Consider the following 15292-nt stretch of genomic DNA (forward strand, 5'->3'; position numbering starts at 1 on the left):
ATGCGGCTGACACCCCGCACTCCGACACCGCCCCGCCTTCGACAGGTTCACGCGGCTGTTGGTAACTGCGGCTGTTGGTGGGTGTCGACCTTGGTCGACACATCTGTCAGATATCGAATGAATTCATCCACGCATGGCATGGGTCTACCGTGTCGACCAAGGTCGACACCTACCAGAGCAGTACACCGTTCCGACAAATCGCAGGAAACTGTCGAAGGCGGGATGGGTCCGGTTGCGGCGGCGTGAGCGCCATGGATGGCGCGACCGAGCCTGCAGGGACGTATTCACGGCGTCCCCCGCAACCGGACCCACCCCGCCAATCCACGGATAGCGCGCTTCGGCTGTTGCCGTTGCCTCTGCGGGTGCAGGGCTGCAAGCCCTGCAACCCAACCCCCTCAGCGAGCAGCAGGCCGCGACGGCGGCAGCCACGCCGCCACGATGCCCAGCAACGGCAGGAACGCGGTCAGCTGGTAGACGTACTCGATGCTGGTTCTGTCCGCCAGCAGGCCGAGCACGGCGGCACCCAGCCCGCCCATACCGAACGCGAAACCGAAGAACAGGCCGGACACCATGCCGATGCGGTGCGGCATCATCTCCTGCGCATAGACCACGATCGCCGAGAACGCCGAAGACAGCACGAAGCCGATCAGCACCGCCAGCACCGTCGTCCACAACAGGTCGGCATGCGGCAGCATCAGCGCGAACGGCGCCACGCCGAGGATCGAGGTCCAGATGATCGGCTTGCGGCCGATCCGGTCACCCAACGGGCCGCCGAGGAAGCCGCCAGCGGCGGACGCCACCAGGAACGCGAACAGGTGCAGCTGCGCCTGCGCCACCGGAATGCCGAAATGGTGGATCAGGTAGAAGGTGAAGTAGCTGCCGATGCTGGCCATGTAGAAGTACTTGCTGAAGATCAGCACCAGCAGGATCGCCAGCACCTTGGCCACCGTGCGTGGTGGATGGCGCGGCGCCATCGAGGCGGTACTGGCCGGGCGCGGCGTGCCCAGATGCAACGCGTACCAGCGGCCAACATAGGTCAGCAATGCGATGCCGATCAGGGCCGCGCCTGCGAACCACGACGCGGCATGCTGGCCGTACGGCACGATCACTGCCGCCGCAATCAGCGGGCCCAACGCGGTACCGAAATTGCCCCCCACCTGGAACACCGACTGTGCGAAGCCATGACGGCCGCCCGAGGCGAGCCGCGCGATGCGCGAGGCCTCCGGATGGAAGATCGCCGAGCCGATGCCGACCATTGCCGCTGCCAGCAGCACCATCGCGTAGTTCGGCGCGAAGCCGAGCAGCAGCATGCCGCACAAGGTCGAGGCCATGCCGATCGGTAGCGAATACGGTGCCGGGCGGCGGTCGGTGGCTACACCGATCAACGGCTGGAAGATCGACGCAGTGAGCTGATAGGTCAACGTGATCAGGCCGATCTGGGTGAAGCTGAGATTGAAGCCACCCTTGATCACCGGATAGATGGCCAGGATCAGCGACTGCATCATGTCGTTGACGACGTGCGAGGTGGAAATGGCGGCCAGCACGCCGGGGGCCGCCGGGCGTGAGGTCGTTGCGGGAGAAGCCAGGGTGGACATGGACGCAGTCAGGTTGGGGGCGAGCCCCGCATGCTACGGTTGCCCTTCCCTCCCTTCTGCCGCGTTCAGGTCATGCCCTATCGCAAAAAGGACATAGCCAGTGACGTCGATCCGGCCGCGCCCTGGCGGGAGGTTCCACTGCATCGCCCGGTCACCTATCGGGTCACCCAGTACCCCGTAGGTACCCACATCCCTGGTCACAAGCATCAGCGCCACCAGCTGGTCTACGCCATCTCCGGCCTGATGGTGGTGCGGTCGGAAGTCGGGCGCTGGGTGGTGCCATCGAACCGCGCGATCTGGATGCCGGCCGGCATGGTGCACGCGGTGGACTGCATCGCCGCCGTGCACATGCGCAGCCTGTACATCGACCCGCCGTTTGCCCCGCACCTGCCGACCGAGCCGTTCGCGGTGCAGGTGTCGCCCCTGCTGCGCGAGCTGCTGCAGGCCGCCACGCTGGTCAAGGGCGAGCACATCGAGGACAGCCGCGATGGCCGCGTGGTGCGCCTTCTGCTGGACGAACTGCATCGCATGGACGTGCTGCCTCTGCACCTGCCTGCGCCAAGCGACCCGCGCCTGCTGCGGATCTGCCAACACCTGCAGAAGCACCCCGGCGACGACGCCACACTGCAGGACTGGGCACAGGCGCTGGAGGTGGACGTGAAAACCATCCAGCGGCGCTTCGCCACCGAGCTGGGCATGACCTTCGGCCAGTGGCGGCAGCAGGCACGGCTGCTGGCCGCGATGGAACGGCTGGCGGTCGGTGACAAGGTCATCGATGTCGCGCTGGCGACGGGCTACGACAGCCCCAGCGCGTTCACCAGCATGTTCAAGCGCCAGCTGGGGCAGACACCTGCGGCGTTTTTCCGGTAACGCCGTCCACGCATGGCGTGGATCCACCATCGCGGCGCATGCCCGGCGGAAACCATCGCAGATCGCAAACGAGAACGCCGGGCATGGCCCGGCGCTTCCGCTCAACGCTTCCGTTGAAAAACTCAGGACGTCATCCGGTCCCAGAAGCCCTTCACGCCGTCGATGAAAGTGGCCGATTTCGGCGAATGCTTGCGCGCTTCCTCGCCGACGAAGGTGGCTTCGAACTGTTCCAGCAGCTTGCGCTGCTCGTTGGTGAGGTTCACCGGCGTCTCCACCACCACGCGGCAGTACAGGTCGCCTTCGCTGCGGCTGCGCACCGAACGCACGCCCTTGCCGCGCAGGCGGAACAGCTTGCCGGTCTGGGTCTCGGCCGGGATACGGATCTCCGCTTCGCCGCCGAGGGTGGCCACGCGCACGGTGTCGCCAAGCGCCGCCTGCGAGATGCGGATCGGCACTTCGCAGTGCAGATCATCGCCATCGCGCTGGAAGATGGCATGCTCGCGCACGCGCACTTCCACGTACAGATCACCCGGCGGCGTGCCGGCCGGGCCGGCCTCGCCCTCGCCCTGCAGGCGGATGCGATCGCCGGTGTCGACGCCGGCCGGCACCTTCACCGACAGCACCTTGTCTTCCTCGACACGGCCGTTGCCGTGGCAGGTCTTGCAGGGCTTGGCGATGATCTGGCCACGGCCGCCGCAGTTGTGGCAGGCCTGCTGCATGGCGAAGATGCCGCGCTGGATGCGCACCTGACCACGGCCATGGCACACGTTGCAGGTCTCGACCTTGCCGTCTTCGGAGCCACTGCCATCGCAGTCGCCGCATTCGGCCAGGGTCGGGATCTCGATCCGGCGCTCGACGCCGCGCACGGCCTCTTCCAGGTCCAGTTCCATCACGTAGCCGATGTCGGCGCCGCGACGGGCCTGGCGCGGACCACCGCCGCCACCGCCAAAAATGTTGCCGAAGATATCGCCGAAGATATCGTTCATGTCCGGGCCGCCCGGACCACCACCACCCATGCCATGCTCGAACGCGGCGTGGCCGTGGCTGTCGTACATGCGGCGCTTGTTGCCGTCGGACAGTACTTCGTAGGCTTCCTTGCACTCCTTGAAGGAGGCTTCGGCCGCCGTATCGCCCGGGTTGCGGTCCGGGTGGAACTTCATCGCGCAGCGACGGTAGGCCTTCTTCAGCTCTTCGTCGGTGGCGGTGCGGGCAACGCCCAGCACTTCGTAGTAATCGCGCTTGCTCATATCGTGAATCGGGTTCCGGAACGTCGGGATTCGTCAAAGCGGAAGAGCGGAACCAGGTCCGCTCTTGCGTCGGGCGCCCCGACACGCCGGTAGGCGGTCAGGACCCTGATGCGACAACGGGACGCTGGTGGCCAGCGTCCCGCGTCGGTCCGGATCAGGACTTCTTGTCGTCCTTGACTTCGGTGAACTCAGCGTCGACCACGTCGTCCTGCGCCTTGCCGGCATTGCCGGCGTCGGCACCCGGGGCACCGCCCTGGTCGGCCGAAGCAGCGGCGAACAGCGACTGGCCAGCTTCTTCCAGTGCCTTCGACTTGGCTTCGATCTGTGCCTTGTCGTCGCCCTTCATCGCGGTTTCCAGGTCAGCCAGCGCCGCCTCGACCTTGCCGATGACATCGCCGCCGACCTTGCTGCCGTGCTCGGTGATGGCGCTGCGGGTGCCGTGGATCAGGGCGTCGGCCTGGTTGCGGGCCTGCACCAGTTCCTGGAACTTCTTGTCTTCTTCGCGGTTGGCTTCCGCGTCGGCGACCATGCGCGCGATCTCCTCCTCGGACAGGCCCGAACCGGCCTTGATCTCGACCTTCTGTTCCTTGTTGGTCTTCTTGTCCTTGGCCGACACGTGCAGGATGCCGTTGGCGTCGATGTCGAAGGACACTTCCACCTGCGGCAGGCCGCGCGGGGCCGGCTCGATGCCGGACAGGTCGAACTTGGCCAGCGACTTGTTGAAGCGGGCCTGTTCGCGCTCACCCTGCAGCACGTGCACGGTCACGGCCGACTGGTTGTCCTCGGCGGTGGAGAACACCTGCGAGGCCTTGGTCGGGATGGTGGTGTTCTTCTCGATGATCTTGGTGAACACGCCACCCATGGTTTCGATACCCAGCGACAGCGGGGTCACGTCCAGCAGCAGCACGTCCTTGACGTCGCCGCCCAGCACGCCGCCCTGGATCGCCGCACCCAGTGCCACGGCTTCGTCCGGGTTGACGTCCTTGCGCGGTTCCTTGCCGAAGAACTCGGTCACCGCCTGCTGCACCTTCGGCATGCGGGTCTGGCCGCCGACCAGGATCACTTCGCTGATGTCGCTCGAACGCAGGCCGGCATCGTTCAGGGCGACGCGGCACGGCTCGATCGACTTCTTGATCAGGTCGTCCACCAGTGCTTCCAGCTTGGCGCGGGTCAGCTTGATGTTCAGGTGCTTCGGACCCGACGCGTCAGCGGTGACGTACGGCAGGTTCACTTCGGTCTGCTGGGCGCTGGACAGCTCGATCTTGGCGCGCTCGGCAGCATCCTTCAGGCGCTGCAGGGCCAGCGGATCCTTGCGCAGGTCGATGCCCTGGTCCTTGTTGAATTCTTCAACCAGGTATTCGATGACGCGGTTGTCGAAGTCTTCGCCACCCAGGAAGGTGTCGCCGTTGGTGGCCAGCACTTCGAACTGCTTCTCGCCGTCGACATTGGCGATCTCGATCACCGAGACGTCGAAGGTGCCGCCGCCCAGGTCGTACACCACGATCTTGCGATCCTTGTTGTCGCCCTTGTCCAGGCCGTAGGCCAGCGCAGCCGCGGTCGGCTCGTTGATGATGCGCTTGACGTCCAGGCCGGCGATGCGCCCGGCGTCCTTGGTCGCCTGGCGCTGGCTGTCGTTGAAGTAGGCCGGCACGGTAATGACCGCTTCGGTGACCTTCTCACCGAGGAAGTCCTCGGCGGTCTTCTTCATCTTCTCCAGCACCTTGGCCGAGATTTCCTGCGGGGCCATCTTCTTGCCGTCGCTGGTGGCGACCCAGGCATCGCCATTGTCATGGGCCAGGATGCTGTACGGGACGTGGGCGATGTCCTTCTGCACCTCGCCATCGGTGAACTTGCGGCCGATCAGGCGCTTCACCGCATAGAAGGTGTTCTTCGGGTTGGTCACGGCCTGGCGCTTGGCCGAGGCACCGACCAGGACTTCGCCGTCCTTGGTGTAGGCGACGATCGACGGGGTGGTGCGATCGCCTTCCGAATTCTCGATGACGCGGGCCTTGCCGCCGTCCATGATCGCCACGCACGAGTTGGTGGTGCCGAGGTCGATACCAATGATCTTGCCCATGGGGGAGACTCCTGAGGATGCTTGTTGGGGTCAGTCCGGCCGTTCGGCCGGTGGATGAATACGATGTGGGGGAGGCCCGTGGAACATTCAAGCCACCTCCCGAACGCTGTGTTTCCGACGATCCGGCGCGTTCAGCGTCGGGTCGGGTGACGGGTCTGTCCGCCGCCCGGCCCTGCCGGATCAGTCGGCGGCCACCACCACCAGCGCCGGCCGCAGCAGACGCTCGTTGAGCAGGTAGCCCTTCTGGAACACGGTCACCACGCTGCCCGGGGCAGCGCCCGGGGTCGGCACTTGGCTGATGGCCTGGTGGTGTTCCGGGTTGAACGGCTGGCCGATCGGATCCAGCAGCGCCAGGCCGTTGTCGGCGGCGACCTTCAGCAGCTGCTTGTAGGTCAGCTCCAAGCCTTCGCGCAGCGGGTGCGGGTCGTCGCCGGCGGCCTTCAGGCCGGCATCCAGGCTGTCGAACACCGGCAGCAGCTCGCCCAGCAGCTTCTCGTTGGCGAACTTGCGGGCCTGCTCGATGTCACGGGCAACACGCTTGCGCTGGTTTTCCAGGTCGGCGCGCTCACGCAGCGCATCGGCCTTGACCTGCTCGACTTCGGCGCGCAGGCGCTCGACTTCGTCGTTGACGCCGGCGGTGGCAGCCGCATCGGCGGCACTCTGCTGGGATTCGATATCTGGATGTTCGTGGTTCATGTCTGGGTCCCTGGCGGTCACTCTCCGCCTCCACCCACCCTAGTGTGGGCGGGATGCTGCGTTTCAAGCGTCGGATGTTCCCGGCGTGCGTCCGGCCGGTGAAAAGGCCGCGCCAAGCACATCGGCGGTGGCCTGGACCAGCGGGATCACCCGGTCGTAGGCCATCCGCTTGGGACCGATCACGCCCAGCACGCCCAGCACCTGGCCATTGGCGGTGTACGGGGCAGTGACCAGCGAGACGCCCTGCAGCGGCATCATTCCGGTCTCTTCGCCGATGAAGATGCGCACCCCCGGCGCCTGGATGGTCCGCTCCAGCAGCTGCAGGATCTCGCGCTTGCTGGAGAACAGCTCGAACAGTTCGCGCAGGCGCTCCAGGTCGGACAGGTCCTGCACGCCCATCAAGCGGGTCTGCCCGGCCACCAGCATGTCGTCGGCCGCCGGCTGCAGGGCCTGCTCGGCCAGTTCGATGCTGTGGGCCAGCAACTGCTCCAGTTCGGACCGGGCGTCGCGCAGCTCCAGCAGCAGTCGGGTACGGATCTCGGCCATCGGCAGGCCGGCGAAATGCGCATTGAGGTAGTTGGCGACCTGCTCCAGCTGGCCTGGCGCAAACTCCTGCCGGGTCTCGATCACCCGGTTCTGCACCTCGTTGTCGGCAAATACCAGGATCGCCAGCACCCGGCGCCCATCCAGCGCCACGAAATCGATCTGGCGGAAGGCGAACTGCTCGCGCCGCGGTGCGCTGACCACGCCGACGAAGTGGCTCATCGCCGACAGCAGCTCCGAGGCGCTGCCGAGCAGGGCCTGGGTGCTGCCGCCACCGGCCAGTTCCTGGCGCAACCGGGCCAGCTCGCCCTCGCCCGGCGGCTGCATCTGCAGCAGGCTGTCAACGAACACCCGGTAGCCATGCGCGGTCGGGACGCGGCCGGCCGAGGTATGTGGCGAGGCCAGCAGGCCCAGATCCTCGAGGTCGCCCAGGATGTTGCGGATGGTGGCCGGGCTGACCTCCAGGCCGGCCACGCGCGCCAGCGTCTGCGAGCCGACCGGCTCGCCGTCCTGAATGTATCGCGCGATCAGCGTGCGCAGCAGGTGGCGCGCACGCGGGGCAAGCTGGTCGGGAGAACCGTGCATGGAATCAACCTGTGAGACACGGACACTAGATAATGGCGGCGCATCGCCTTGGCAAGTCATTGGACCTCCCGCGCCCGCGTGCTAGCGTTGCGCGGCTGCTGACACCCCCTTACCCATGCTCAGACATCTTTCGATCAAGGATTTCGCCGTCGTCCGCGCCACCGAACTGGAGTTCGGGCCAGGCATGACCGTGGTTTCAGGCGAGACTGGCGCCGGCAAGTCGCTGATGGTCGACGCACTGGGCTTCCTGTCCGGCCTGCGCGCTGACAGCGGCGTGGTCCGCCATGGTGCCGCACGCGCCGAGCTTTCCGCCGAGTTCGCGCTGGAGCAGCTGCAGGCCGCCCGCCAGTGGCTGGCCGACAACGAGCTGGACGACGAGGACCAATGCCAGCTGCGCCGCGTGATCCGCGCCGACGGCGGCTCGCGAGCCTGGATCAATGGCCGCCCGGTGACACTGGCACAGCTGGGCGACCTGGCCTCGCTGCTGGTGGAGATCCACGGCCAGCATGAACAACAGGCGCTGCTGGCGCGCCCGTCGCAGCTGGCCCTGCTGGATGCCTATGCCGGCAACGAGAACGAGCGCCGCCAGGTGCGCCACGCCGCCGCGGCCTGGCAGGCACTGGTCGATGAATCGCTGGCGTTGTCGCAACAGGGCGACGTCAGTGACCGGATCGGCTTCCTGGAGCACCAGCTGCGCGAACTGGACCGCGAGGACCTTGAGCCGGAATCGATTGCCGCGCTTGGCGCCAGCCACCGTCGCCAGGCCCACGCCAGCGCCCTGCTGAGCGCCTGCCAGGCAGCCAGCAACCAGCTCAACGGCGATGACGGCAGCTCTGCGCTGGACCTGCTGCAGCAGGTGCGCCACGAGCTGTCGCGCCTGATCGAGCACGACCCGCGCCTGGGCGAAGTGGACGGCCTGATCGAGAACGCCTCGATCCAGCTGCACGAAGCCCTGTCGCTGCTTGATCGCGTGCACGACGATCTGGATGCCGACCCGGAACAGTTCGAGGAGAACGAGCGCCGCCTCGGCCGCCTGCACGACCTGGCCCGCAAGCACCGCGTGCCGATGGACGAACTGGGCGCGCAGCGCGAGCGCATGCATGCCGAAGTGGAGCAGCTGCGTGGCGCCGACGAGCGCCTGCAGCGCCTGGCCGGCGAGATCGACAAGGCCGCCGCCGCCTGGCGCGTACAGGCTGAAGTGCTGACCGCCAGCCGCCGCAGCGCTGCTGCCGAACTGTCGGCCACCACCACCGGCATCATCGCCGAGCTCGGCATGGGCGGCGGCCAGTTCCTGATCGAACTGGAGCCACAGGACAGCGGCAAGCCCGACCCGCAGGGTGCCGAGCGCGTCGAGTTCCTGGTGGCGGCCAACGCCGGTCAACCGCCGCGCGCCCTGCGCAAGGTGGCCTCGGGCGGTGAACTGTCACGTATTTCGCTGGCCATCGAAGTGGCCGCGCTGGACCTGGATGCGGTGCCGACCATGGTGTTTGACGAGGTCGACTCCGGCATCGGCGGCGCGGTGGCTGACATCGTCGGCCAGAAGCTGCGCGCGCTCGGCGAGAAGCGCCAGGTACTGTGCGTGACCCACCTACCGCAGGTCGCCTCCAAGGGCCACGCCCATTACCGGGTCAGCAAGGCCCCGGTGGAAGGCATGACCCAGAGCGCAGTGGAAAAGCTGGACAACAAGGCGCGCGAAGAAGAGCTGGCGCGCATGCTCGGCGGCGTGGAAGTGAGCAAGGAAGCGCGCGCCGCCGCCCGCAAGCTGCTGCAGGCCTGAGGCCTGTTCACGGCTATCCACGCATGGCGTGGATCTACAACCCACCCGCACGGTAGTGCCGGCCGCTGGCCGGCAACCCAACACCGGTGGACGATGATCGTGAGGTTGCCGGCCAGCGGCCGGCACTACCCGTATCACCCCAACGGCCGCGCCAGATCCACGTTCTCCACCAGGAAATCGAGGAACGCGCGCACCCGCAGCGGCAGGTAACCGCCCTGCCCGAGGAACACCGCGTGCACCTCTTCCAGGTCACCGGGATTGGCCTCTTCCAGCACCGGCAGCAAGCGCCCGGCAGCAATGTCCTCCTGCACCTGGAATGCCGCCAGCCGCGCCATGCCCAGCCCGCCCAGCACCAGCTGGCGCAGCGCATCGCCGTTGCTGGCGCGGGCATTGCCACTGGGCAGCAGCATCCGCTCGCGCCCCTCCTGCAGCAACGGCCACCCCTGCATCGCACGGGCATGGCCTATGTCCAGCCGGTTGTGCGACTGCAGCTCCTCGGCAGTGCGTGGCAGCCCGTGCCGCTGCGCGTAGGCCGGTGCAGCCACGATCATCATCCGCGTCGCGCCCAGCCGTCGCGCCACCAGACTGGAGCTCTTCAGGGGCCCGGCCCGCACTGCCACATCGGTGCGCTGCTCCAGCAGGTCGATCACCTCGTCGTTGAGGGTCAGGTCCACGCCCACCTGCGGGTTACGCTCAAGAAACGCCGGCAGCAGCGGCAACAGGAAATGGCGGCCAAACGGCACGTTGGAGTTGACCCGTAGCCGCCCGCGCGGCTCGGCATGGGCGCTGGCACAACGCTCGGCCTCGTCCAGGTCGGCCAGCACGCGCAGGCCACGCTCGTAGAACGCGCAGCCTTCCGGGGTCAGCTGCAGCTGGCGGGTGGAGCGTTGCAGCAGGCGCGTGCCCAGCCGTTGCTCCAGCCGCGCCACCAGCTTGCTGACCGCCGACGGCGTCATGTCCAGCGTGCGGGCCGCAGCGGAAAAGCCACCGGTCTCGATCACCCGCACGAACACTTCCAGTTCGCCGGATCGGTTGATGTCGGGTCGCGCCATGGCGATGAATCCAGTTCACAGATGATTGTCCGTGCGCAGTCTAGTTCACAGATAAGCACGGAATCACCATGGCGGTCCCTCCACTCGGGACTGCCCGATGAACCGCTTGAGCCAGCTCACCACCACCGCCCTGCTCGCCGTGTCCGGCGCCGCCAGTGCCGCATCCGCCCCGCACTGGGTCGCCAGCTGGCAGGCCAGCCCGCAGCCGGTCTGGAACGCGGATTTCCTGTTCCCGACCCTGGTCCCGGCCACGCTGCAGGACCAGACCTTCCGCCAGACGGTGCGTGTCAGCCTGGGCGGCCCGCGGCTGCGGGTGCGGCTGAGCAATGCCTACGGCACCCGGCCGCTGCGGATCGGGGCGGCCAGCGTGGCCGCACGCGCGGGCGCCATCCCGCAACCGCTCAGCTTCGGCGGCCAGCCCGGGGTGTTGATCGGGCCCGGTCAGGAACAGCTGAGCGATCCGCTCCCGCTGGCCACGGATGACCGCCAGGCATTGCAGGTCAGCGTCTTTGTGCCGGGGCCGGCAACCGTTCAGACGTTCCATTGGGAAGGCCGCCAGACCAGCTGGATCGCCCCTGGCGACCAGAGCCGGGCCCAGGCCCTGAGCGCAGCCAGCAGCACCACCGCCCGCCTGCTGCTGACCGGAATTGACGTCGAGGCCGACACCGACGCGCGCAGCGTGGTGGTGATCGGGGATTCGATCACCGACGGTGCCACCGCCAGCCTCGACCAGGACCAGCGCTGGACCGATCATCTGGCCGCGCTCCTGGCAGCGCGGGGCATAGCCGTGGTGAACGCCGGCATTTCCGGGGGGCGGCTGCTGCGCGACGGCATGGGTGAATCCGCCCTGGTCCGCTTCCGGCGCGACGCGCTGGACCAGCCTGCGGTATCCAGTGTGATCGTGCTGATCGGCATCAATGACATCAGCTGGCCAGGTACCGCATTCGCCCGCAACCAGGCCCGACCCACGCTGAGCGAGCTGCAGGCGGGGTATCGCGCGCTGGCAGAACAGGCCCGCCGCCGAGGTGTGCGGATCGTGGGCGCTACCTTGCCACCGTTCGCTGGCGCCCTGCCCGGCACGCCGCTGGACGACTACTACCAACCGGACAAGGACACCCTGCGCCGCCAGCTCAATGCCTGGCTGCGCACGGACAGCCCGTTCGACGCGGTGATCGACCTGGACGCGGCGCTGCGCGACCCGGCCGATCCCTCACGGATGGCCGTGGCCTACGACTCCGGCGACCACCTCCACCCGGGTGATGCCGGCAACCGGGCCATGGCTGAGGCGGTGGACCTGGAGATCCTGCTGGGCCGCAAGGGGTCGGATCCCTTACCTGAACGGAAAGGGCTCTGACCCATCAACGAAAAACCCCGGGCAGGCCCGGGGTTTCGTCGCATCCAGCTGGCCGGAACGGATTACTTGCGCTTCTTGCGCACGTACAGCACCAGCGAGTGCTCTTCCAGCTCGTAGCCATGGTCTGCGGCGATCTTGCGCTGCAGTTCCTCGATCTCGTGGCTTTCGAACTCGATGATCTTGCCACTGTCCACGTCGACCATGTGGTCGTGGTGGCCGCCACGGTCCAGTTCGTAGACCGCCTGGCCGCCCTCGAAATTGTGCTTGAGCACGAGGCCGGCGGCCTCGAACTGGGTCAGCACCCGGTACACCGTGGCCAGGCCGATCTCGTCGCCGTGCTCCAGCAGCTGGCGGTAGATGTCTTCGGCGGTCATGTGGTGCTGGGCATTGCGCTGCTCGAGCAGCGCCAGGATCCGCATCCGCGGATGGGTCACCTTCAGGCCGACTTTACGCAGGTCGTGGGTTTCCATAGGTCTCCGTTCATTGGCGATTTAGCGCCAGCTGCCTCGGATTGGGTCGCGGTGGCACGCCGGGAGTGTATCATCGGTTTGATTTCCCCAACCGCCAGTCCCGATGCGCAATCTCCTGTTGGTCGCCGCCGTCGCCCTGTCCACCACCGGGTGCGGCATCATCTACAAGCAACCCATCTATCAGGGCAACCTGATCCGGGAAGATGCCGTGGCCAAGCTGCAGGTCGGGCAGAGCAAGCAGCAGGTCACCGCGCTGCTGGGCACCCCGTCCATTCCCGACCCGTTCCACGCCCAGCGTTGGGACTACACCTCCAGCCAGCGCGTGAACCGCCTGGGTCGTACCGAAGTGAAGAACTTCGTGGTGTTCTTCGAGAATGACACCGTGACCCGCTGGGAAGGCGATTACTTCCCGGGCAACGACAAGGCCCTGGCCCAGCAGACCGTGCGCCAGTTCGGCCGCAACCTGCCGAAGGACAAGAAGAAGAAGGGCCGCTGAGCCCCCTGCCCGTCCGCAGGTACGGCTGCCGGAATCAACCGCCGAGTGCGCGACGCCGGCGGTTGTCCTTGGGGTCGGCCAGCAACGGGCGCAGCAACTCGATGCGATCACCTTCCAGCAGTGCCTGCTGCGGGCGAGCCAGCACACCATGAACGGCGACGGCGGGGCAATCGGCACTGCCTTCCAGCGCGGCGGCGGCAATGGCGTCGGCCACGGTCGCACCTTCTTCCAGCTGCAAGCGGCGCGACAGCACCCGCTGCGGCCAGGCCAGCACCACCTCGACCTCGATCATCGCTCAGCCCTCGTCGGCGACGCGGACGAAATCGTTGACCATGCGATCGGCCAGCCCTTGGAAGCCGATCGCCAGCGCCGGACCGAGCAGGCGCGAGCTGGGTTCGAACTCCAGGGTCAGGGTGACCTTGCAGGCATCCTCGGCCAGCGCATGGAATTCCCAGCGGCCGTGCAGCTGCTTGAACGGGCCATCGCGCAGCTGCATATCAATGCTGTGCGGGCGCTGCAGGGTGTTCTCGGTCTGGAACCATGTGCTGAACGAGCCCAGGCCCAGGTCCAGTCGCGCCACCAGGCGGTCCTCGCCCTCCTCAACGATCTGGGCAGCAGAGCACCAGCGGAAACGGCGCGGATAGGCCTGGACGTCGTTGACCAGGTCGAACATGCGCGCGGCCGAATGTTCGACCAGGGCGCTGCGGCGGATAGTAGGCATGAATACAGGACGTTTCGGCAATCGACCGGGCGGGCCCGAATCGGAGACAATACGGAAATGAGCAAGAACAGCGGCAAGGATAAAGCAAAGAGCGCGACGGCCAACAAAACCATCGCGTTGAACAAGCGTGCCCGCCACGAATACCACATCGAAGAGCGCTTCGAGGCCGGCCTCGCCCTGCAGGGCTGGGAGGTCAAGTCGATCCGCGCAGGCCGTGGCAACATCATCGATGCCTACGCCTATGTGAAGCGCGGCGAGATCTACCTGATCGGTGCACAGATCACCCCGTTGATCCAGGCCTCCACCCACGTGGTGGCCAATGACCGGCGCGAGCGCAAGCTGCTGCTGCACCGGAACGAGATCGACAAGCTGATCGGCAAGGTCGAGCGCGATGGCTACACGATCGTGCCCACTGCGATGTACTGGAGCAAGAACAAGATCAAGCTCGAAGTCGCGCTGGCCAAGGGCAAGCAGACCCACGACAAGCGCGATGCCGCCAAGGACCGCGACTGGGCGATCGAGAAGCAGCGCGTGATGCGTCGCGGCAACCGCGACGCATGATCACTCCCATGGGCGCCATGGCGACTGCCAGCGCCGATGAAACGCGCACGTTGTGCGCGCGCCTGCTGGCCTTCAACCAGGCCCACGGCGGCGATGCGTTCGATGAGACCCCAGTCCGCCTGGCCTGGCATGACGAGCACGGCACGCTGCGCGGCGGCGTGCTGGCCGACGTCTGTGCCGGCTGGCTGCAGGTGCATGTGCTGTGGGTGGACCCGGAACTGCGCGGGCGAGGCATCGGCCAGCGCCTGCTGGCGGAAGCAGAAGCCGTTGCGCACCGCCATGGCGCCCGCAGCGTGATGCTGGATACCTTCGACTGGCAGGCCGAAGCCTTCTACCTGCGGCAGGGCTACACCGTGTATGGGCGACTGCCCGACTGCCCACCCGGTCACGAGCGGATCTACCTGCGCAAGACGTTGTCGGGGTCGTAGTCGTGTCGGCGCTGGAGTTGCCTGCCGGTCACCCCGCCAGCACGCCCTGCCCGCGCATGCGCGGTGCCAGCGCGGCGTGCATCACGGCCAGATGCATCACCACCGCCAGTTCGGGCGCATGCCGGTCATCGCCGGCGCGCCACCGCTGCGCCAGCTGGGCTGCGTCGGCCGGCAGCAGGGCCAGCAACTGGGCGTCATCCATCGAATCGGCCGCGCCCTGGAGCTGCTGCGCCATCTGCCGCGACTGCCACACATGCACGCCGATGCTGAGGCTGGCCAGCGACATCAGGACCACGGCCAGCCCGTGCTCGAACCACTGCGACAGCACTTCCGGCCCCCACAGCAGGGCCGCCAACACCGCCAGGCCCGGCAGGCGCCAGCCCAGCCAATGGATGCGACCGCGCTGCGACCAGTGCACCACCACCGCACTGGCGACCAGTGCTGCGGCCGCTGTGGCCGGCAGTTCGGTCAGGCAGGTGGCCGCCAGCAGCGCGCCCAGCACGGCCCAGACCCAGCCAGGGGGCAATGCCCGTCGCTGGTAGTCGGCCCCGACGGGTCCGACCAGCTGTCGCAGGCTGCGTTGTTGGCTTGCCTCGGTCACCCACAGTCTCCGTGTCTGTCCTGGCTCGGATGGTCGTCTTCAGTGTGTCGCAAATTCGTGCCAATGACGTTACCAATCCGCGATGACGGAGGCTCTACAACTTGTTGTGGATTGCGAAGGTGACTGTTCAGCTGTTTTGCCGTAGCATTGCCACTGTTGGGCAGGCACTGACCGTGGCGACACGAAACAGGCCTTGTACCTTGCAGAACTTGAAGAAAC

At 67.0% G+C, this 15292-nt stretch carries 16 protein-coding genes; 6 read left to right on the plus strand and 10 right to left on the minus strand.

Features of this window, described 5'->3' with window-relative positions; translation table 11 throughout:
• Positions 1 to 395: 395 nt before the first annotated feature.
• Positions 396 to 1595, minus strand: a complete 1200-nt coding sequence (locus N5E02_RS02485) for an MFS transporter (RefSeq protein ID WP_049416912.1) — start codon at positions 1593 to 1595, stop codon at positions 396 to 398.
• Positions 1596 to 1667: 72 nt separating this feature from the next.
• Here N5E02_RS02485 and N5E02_RS02490 point away from each other — a divergent pair, with 72 nt between their 5' ends.
• Positions 1668 to 2465 carry a helix-turn-helix transcriptional regulator gene (locus N5E02_RS02490; RefSeq protein ID WP_065179663.1) on the plus strand — a complete coding sequence of 266 codons (798 nt, stop codon included), beginning with the start codon at positions 1668 to 1670 and terminating at the stop codon, positions 2463 to 2465.
• 122 nt (positions 2466 to 2587) lie between these two features.
• On the opposite strand, the gene dnaJ is transcribed toward N5E02_RS02490, so the two are convergent.
• The 4 genes from dnaJ to hrcA all read right to left on the minus strand — a co-directional run bounded on the left by dnaJ (position 2588) and on the right by hrcA (position 7613).
• Positions 2588 to 3712, minus strand: a complete 1125-nt coding sequence (dnaJ, locus tag N5E02_RS02495; protein WP_065179664.1) for a molecular chaperone DnaJ — start codon at positions 3710 to 3712, stop codon at positions 2588 to 2590.
• A 154-nt stretch (positions 3713 to 3866) separates the two neighbouring features.
• Positions 3867 to 5789 (minus strand): molecular chaperone DnaK, encoded by a 1923-nt coding sequence (dnaK, locus tag N5E02_RS02500; RefSeq protein ID WP_005416183.1) that lies wholly within the window; start codon positions 5787 to 5789, stop codon positions 3867 to 3869.
• 180 nt (positions 5790 to 5969) lie between these two features.
• Entirely contained in the window at positions 5970 to 6485 is a 516-nt protein-coding gene (grpE, locus tag N5E02_RS02505) for a nucleotide exchange factor GrpE (protein WP_005416181.1), read from the minus strand.
• A gap of 63 nt (positions 6486 to 6548) precedes the next feature.
• Positions 6549 to 7613: a heat-inducible transcriptional repressor HrcA gene (gene hrcA, locus N5E02_RS02510; RefSeq protein ID WP_005416180.1), complete on the minus strand. Its 1065-nt coding sequence runs from the start codon at positions 7611 to 7613 to the stop codon at positions 6549 to 6551.
• 115 nt (positions 7614 to 7728) lie between these two features.
• Between hrcA and recN the strand changes: the two genes are divergently transcribed.
• Positions 7729 to 9390 carry a DNA repair protein RecN gene (recN, locus tag N5E02_RS02515; protein ID WP_065185193.1) on the plus strand — a complete coding sequence of 554 codons (1662 nt, stop codon included), beginning with the start codon at positions 7729 to 7731 and terminating at the stop codon, positions 9388 to 9390.
• A 134-nt stretch (positions 9391 to 9524) separates the two neighbouring features.
• Here the strand turns inward: recN and N5E02_RS02520 are convergent, their stop codons facing one another.
• Positions 9525 to 10442 (minus strand): LysR family transcriptional regulator, encoded by a 918-nt coding sequence (locus tag N5E02_RS02520; protein ID WP_065185194.1) that lies wholly within the window; start codon positions 10440 to 10442, stop codon positions 9525 to 9527.
• A gap of 97 nt (positions 10443 to 10539) precedes the next feature.
• Here N5E02_RS02520 and N5E02_RS02525 point away from each other — a divergent pair, with 97 nt between their 5' ends.
• The gene (locus N5E02_RS02525; RefSeq protein ID WP_065185195.1) at positions 10540 to 11796 is read left to right on the plus strand and encodes an SGNH/GDSL hydrolase family protein; all 1257 of its coding nucleotides are present in this window, start codon (positions 10540 to 10542) and stop codon (positions 11794 to 11796) included.
• Positions 11797 to 11858: 62 nt separating this feature from the next.
• On the opposite strand, the gene fur is transcribed toward N5E02_RS02525, so the two are convergent.
• The gene (gene fur / locus N5E02_RS02530; RefSeq protein WP_005409235.1) at positions 11859 to 12266 is read right to left on the minus strand and encodes a ferric iron uptake transcriptional regulator; all 408 of its coding nucleotides are present in this window, start codon (positions 12264 to 12266) and stop codon (positions 11859 to 11861) included.
• A 103-nt stretch (positions 12267 to 12369) separates the two neighbouring features.
• Between fur and bamE the strand changes: the two genes are divergently transcribed.
• Positions 12370 to 12762 (plus strand): outer membrane protein assembly factor BamE, encoded by a 393-nt coding sequence (gene bamE / locus N5E02_RS02535; protein ID WP_005409234.1) that lies wholly within the window; start codon positions 12370 to 12372, stop codon positions 12760 to 12762.
• Between the two features lie 34 nt (positions 12763 to 12796).
• On the opposite strand, the gene N5E02_RS02540 is transcribed toward bamE, so the two are convergent.
• Positions 12797 to 13054: an RnfH family protein gene (locus N5E02_RS02540; protein WP_005416176.1), complete on the minus strand. Its 258-nt coding sequence runs from the start codon at positions 13052 to 13054 to the stop codon at positions 12797 to 12799.
• 3 nt (positions 13055 to 13057) lie between these two features.
• Complete coding sequence (locus N5E02_RS02545) at positions 13058 to 13483, minus strand: type II toxin-antitoxin system RatA family toxin (RefSeq protein WP_005416175.1); 426 nt, start codon at positions 13481 to 13483, stop codon at positions 13058 to 13060.
• A gap of 57 nt (positions 13484 to 13540) precedes the next feature.
• Here N5E02_RS02545 and smpB point away from each other — a divergent pair, with 57 nt between their 5' ends.
• Positions 13541 to 14044 carry an SsrA-binding protein SmpB gene (gene smpB / locus N5E02_RS02550; protein WP_005416174.1) on the plus strand — a complete coding sequence of 168 codons (504 nt, stop codon included), beginning with the start codon at positions 13541 to 13543 and terminating at the stop codon, positions 14042 to 14044.
• On the plus strand, positions 14041 to 14472 hold the full coding sequence (locus tag N5E02_RS02555) for a GNAT family N-acetyltransferase (protein ID WP_065179670.1): 432 nt from the start codon (positions 14041 to 14043) through the stop codon (positions 14470 to 14472). The genes smpB and N5E02_RS02555 overlap by 4 nt, the downstream gene beginning before the upstream one ends.
• Before the next feature lie 28 nt (positions 14473 to 14500).
• On the opposite strand, the gene N5E02_RS02560 is transcribed toward N5E02_RS02555, so the two are convergent.
• Positions 14501 to 15073 carry a hypothetical protein gene (locus N5E02_RS02560; RefSeq protein WP_065179671.1) on the minus strand — a complete coding sequence of 191 codons (573 nt, stop codon included), beginning with the start codon at positions 15071 to 15073 and terminating at the stop codon, positions 14501 to 14503.
• Between the last annotated feature and the right edge of the window lie 219 nt (positions 15074 to 15292).

It is taken from the genome of Stenotrophomonas sp. GD03777, from assembly GCF_029842485.1.
GTDB lineage: Bacteria > Pseudomonadota > Gammaproteobacteria > Xanthomonadales > Xanthomonadaceae > Stenotrophomonas > Stenotrophomonas sepilia.

What these genes read in the sequence shown, in the direction of transcription:
- N5E02_RS02485 (WP_049416912.1), bottom strand. Translation starts at nt 1,595, where the DNA reads ATGTCCACCCTGGCTTCTCCCGCAACGACCTCACGCCCGGCGGCCCCC.
- N5E02_RS02490 (WP_065179663.1), top strand. Translation starts at nt 1,668, where the DNA reads ATGCCCTATCGCAAAAAGGACATAGCCAGTGACGTCGATCCGGCCGCG.
- dnaJ (WP_065179664.1), bottom strand. Translation starts at nt 3,712, where the DNA reads ATGAGCAAGCGCGATTACTACGAAGTGCTGGGCGTTGCCCGCACCGCC.
- dnaK (WP_005416183.1), bottom strand. Translation starts at nt 5,789, where the DNA reads ATGGGCAAGATCATTGGTATCGACCTCGGCACCACCAACTCGTGCGTG.
- grpE (WP_005416181.1), bottom strand. Translation starts at nt 6,485, where the DNA reads ATGAACCACGAACATCCAGATATCGAATCCCAGCAGAGTGCCGCCGAT.
- hrcA (WP_005416180.1), bottom strand. Translation starts at nt 7,613, where the DNA reads ATGCACGGTTCTCCCGACCAGCTTGCCCCGCGTGCGCGCCACCTGCTG.
- recN (WP_065185193.1), top strand. Translation starts at nt 7,729, where the DNA reads ATGCTCAGACATCTTTCGATCAAGGATTTCGCCGTCGTCCGCGCCACC.
- N5E02_RS02520 (WP_065185194.1), bottom strand. Translation starts at nt 10,442, where the DNA reads ATGGCGCGACCCGACATCAACCGATCCGGCGAACTGGAAGTGTTCGTG.
- N5E02_RS02525 (WP_065185195.1), top strand. Translation starts at nt 10,540, where the DNA reads ATGAACCGCTTGAGCCAGCTCACCACCACCGCCCTGCTCGCCGTGTCC.
- fur (WP_005409235.1), bottom strand. Translation starts at nt 12,266, where the DNA reads ATGGAAACCCACGACCTGCGTAAAGTCGGCCTGAAGGTGACCCATCCG.
- bamE (WP_005409234.1), top strand. Translation starts at nt 12,370, where the DNA reads ATGCGCAATCTCCTGTTGGTCGCCGCCGTCGCCCTGTCCACCACCGGG.
- N5E02_RS02540 (WP_005416176.1), bottom strand. Translation starts at nt 13,054, where the DNA reads ATGATCGAGGTCGAGGTGGTGCTGGCCTGGCCGCAGCGGGTGCTGTCG.
- N5E02_RS02545 (WP_005416175.1), bottom strand. Translation starts at nt 13,483, where the DNA reads ATGCCTACTATCCGCCGCAGCGCCCTGGTCGAACATTCGGCCGCGCGC.
- smpB (WP_005416174.1), top strand. Translation starts at nt 13,541, where the DNA reads ATGAGCAAGAACAGCGGCAAGGATAAAGCAAAGAGCGCGACGGCCAAC.
- N5E02_RS02555 (WP_065179670.1), top strand. Translation starts at nt 14,041, where the DNA reads ATGATCACTCCCATGGGCGCCATGGCGACTGCCAGCGCCGATGAAACG.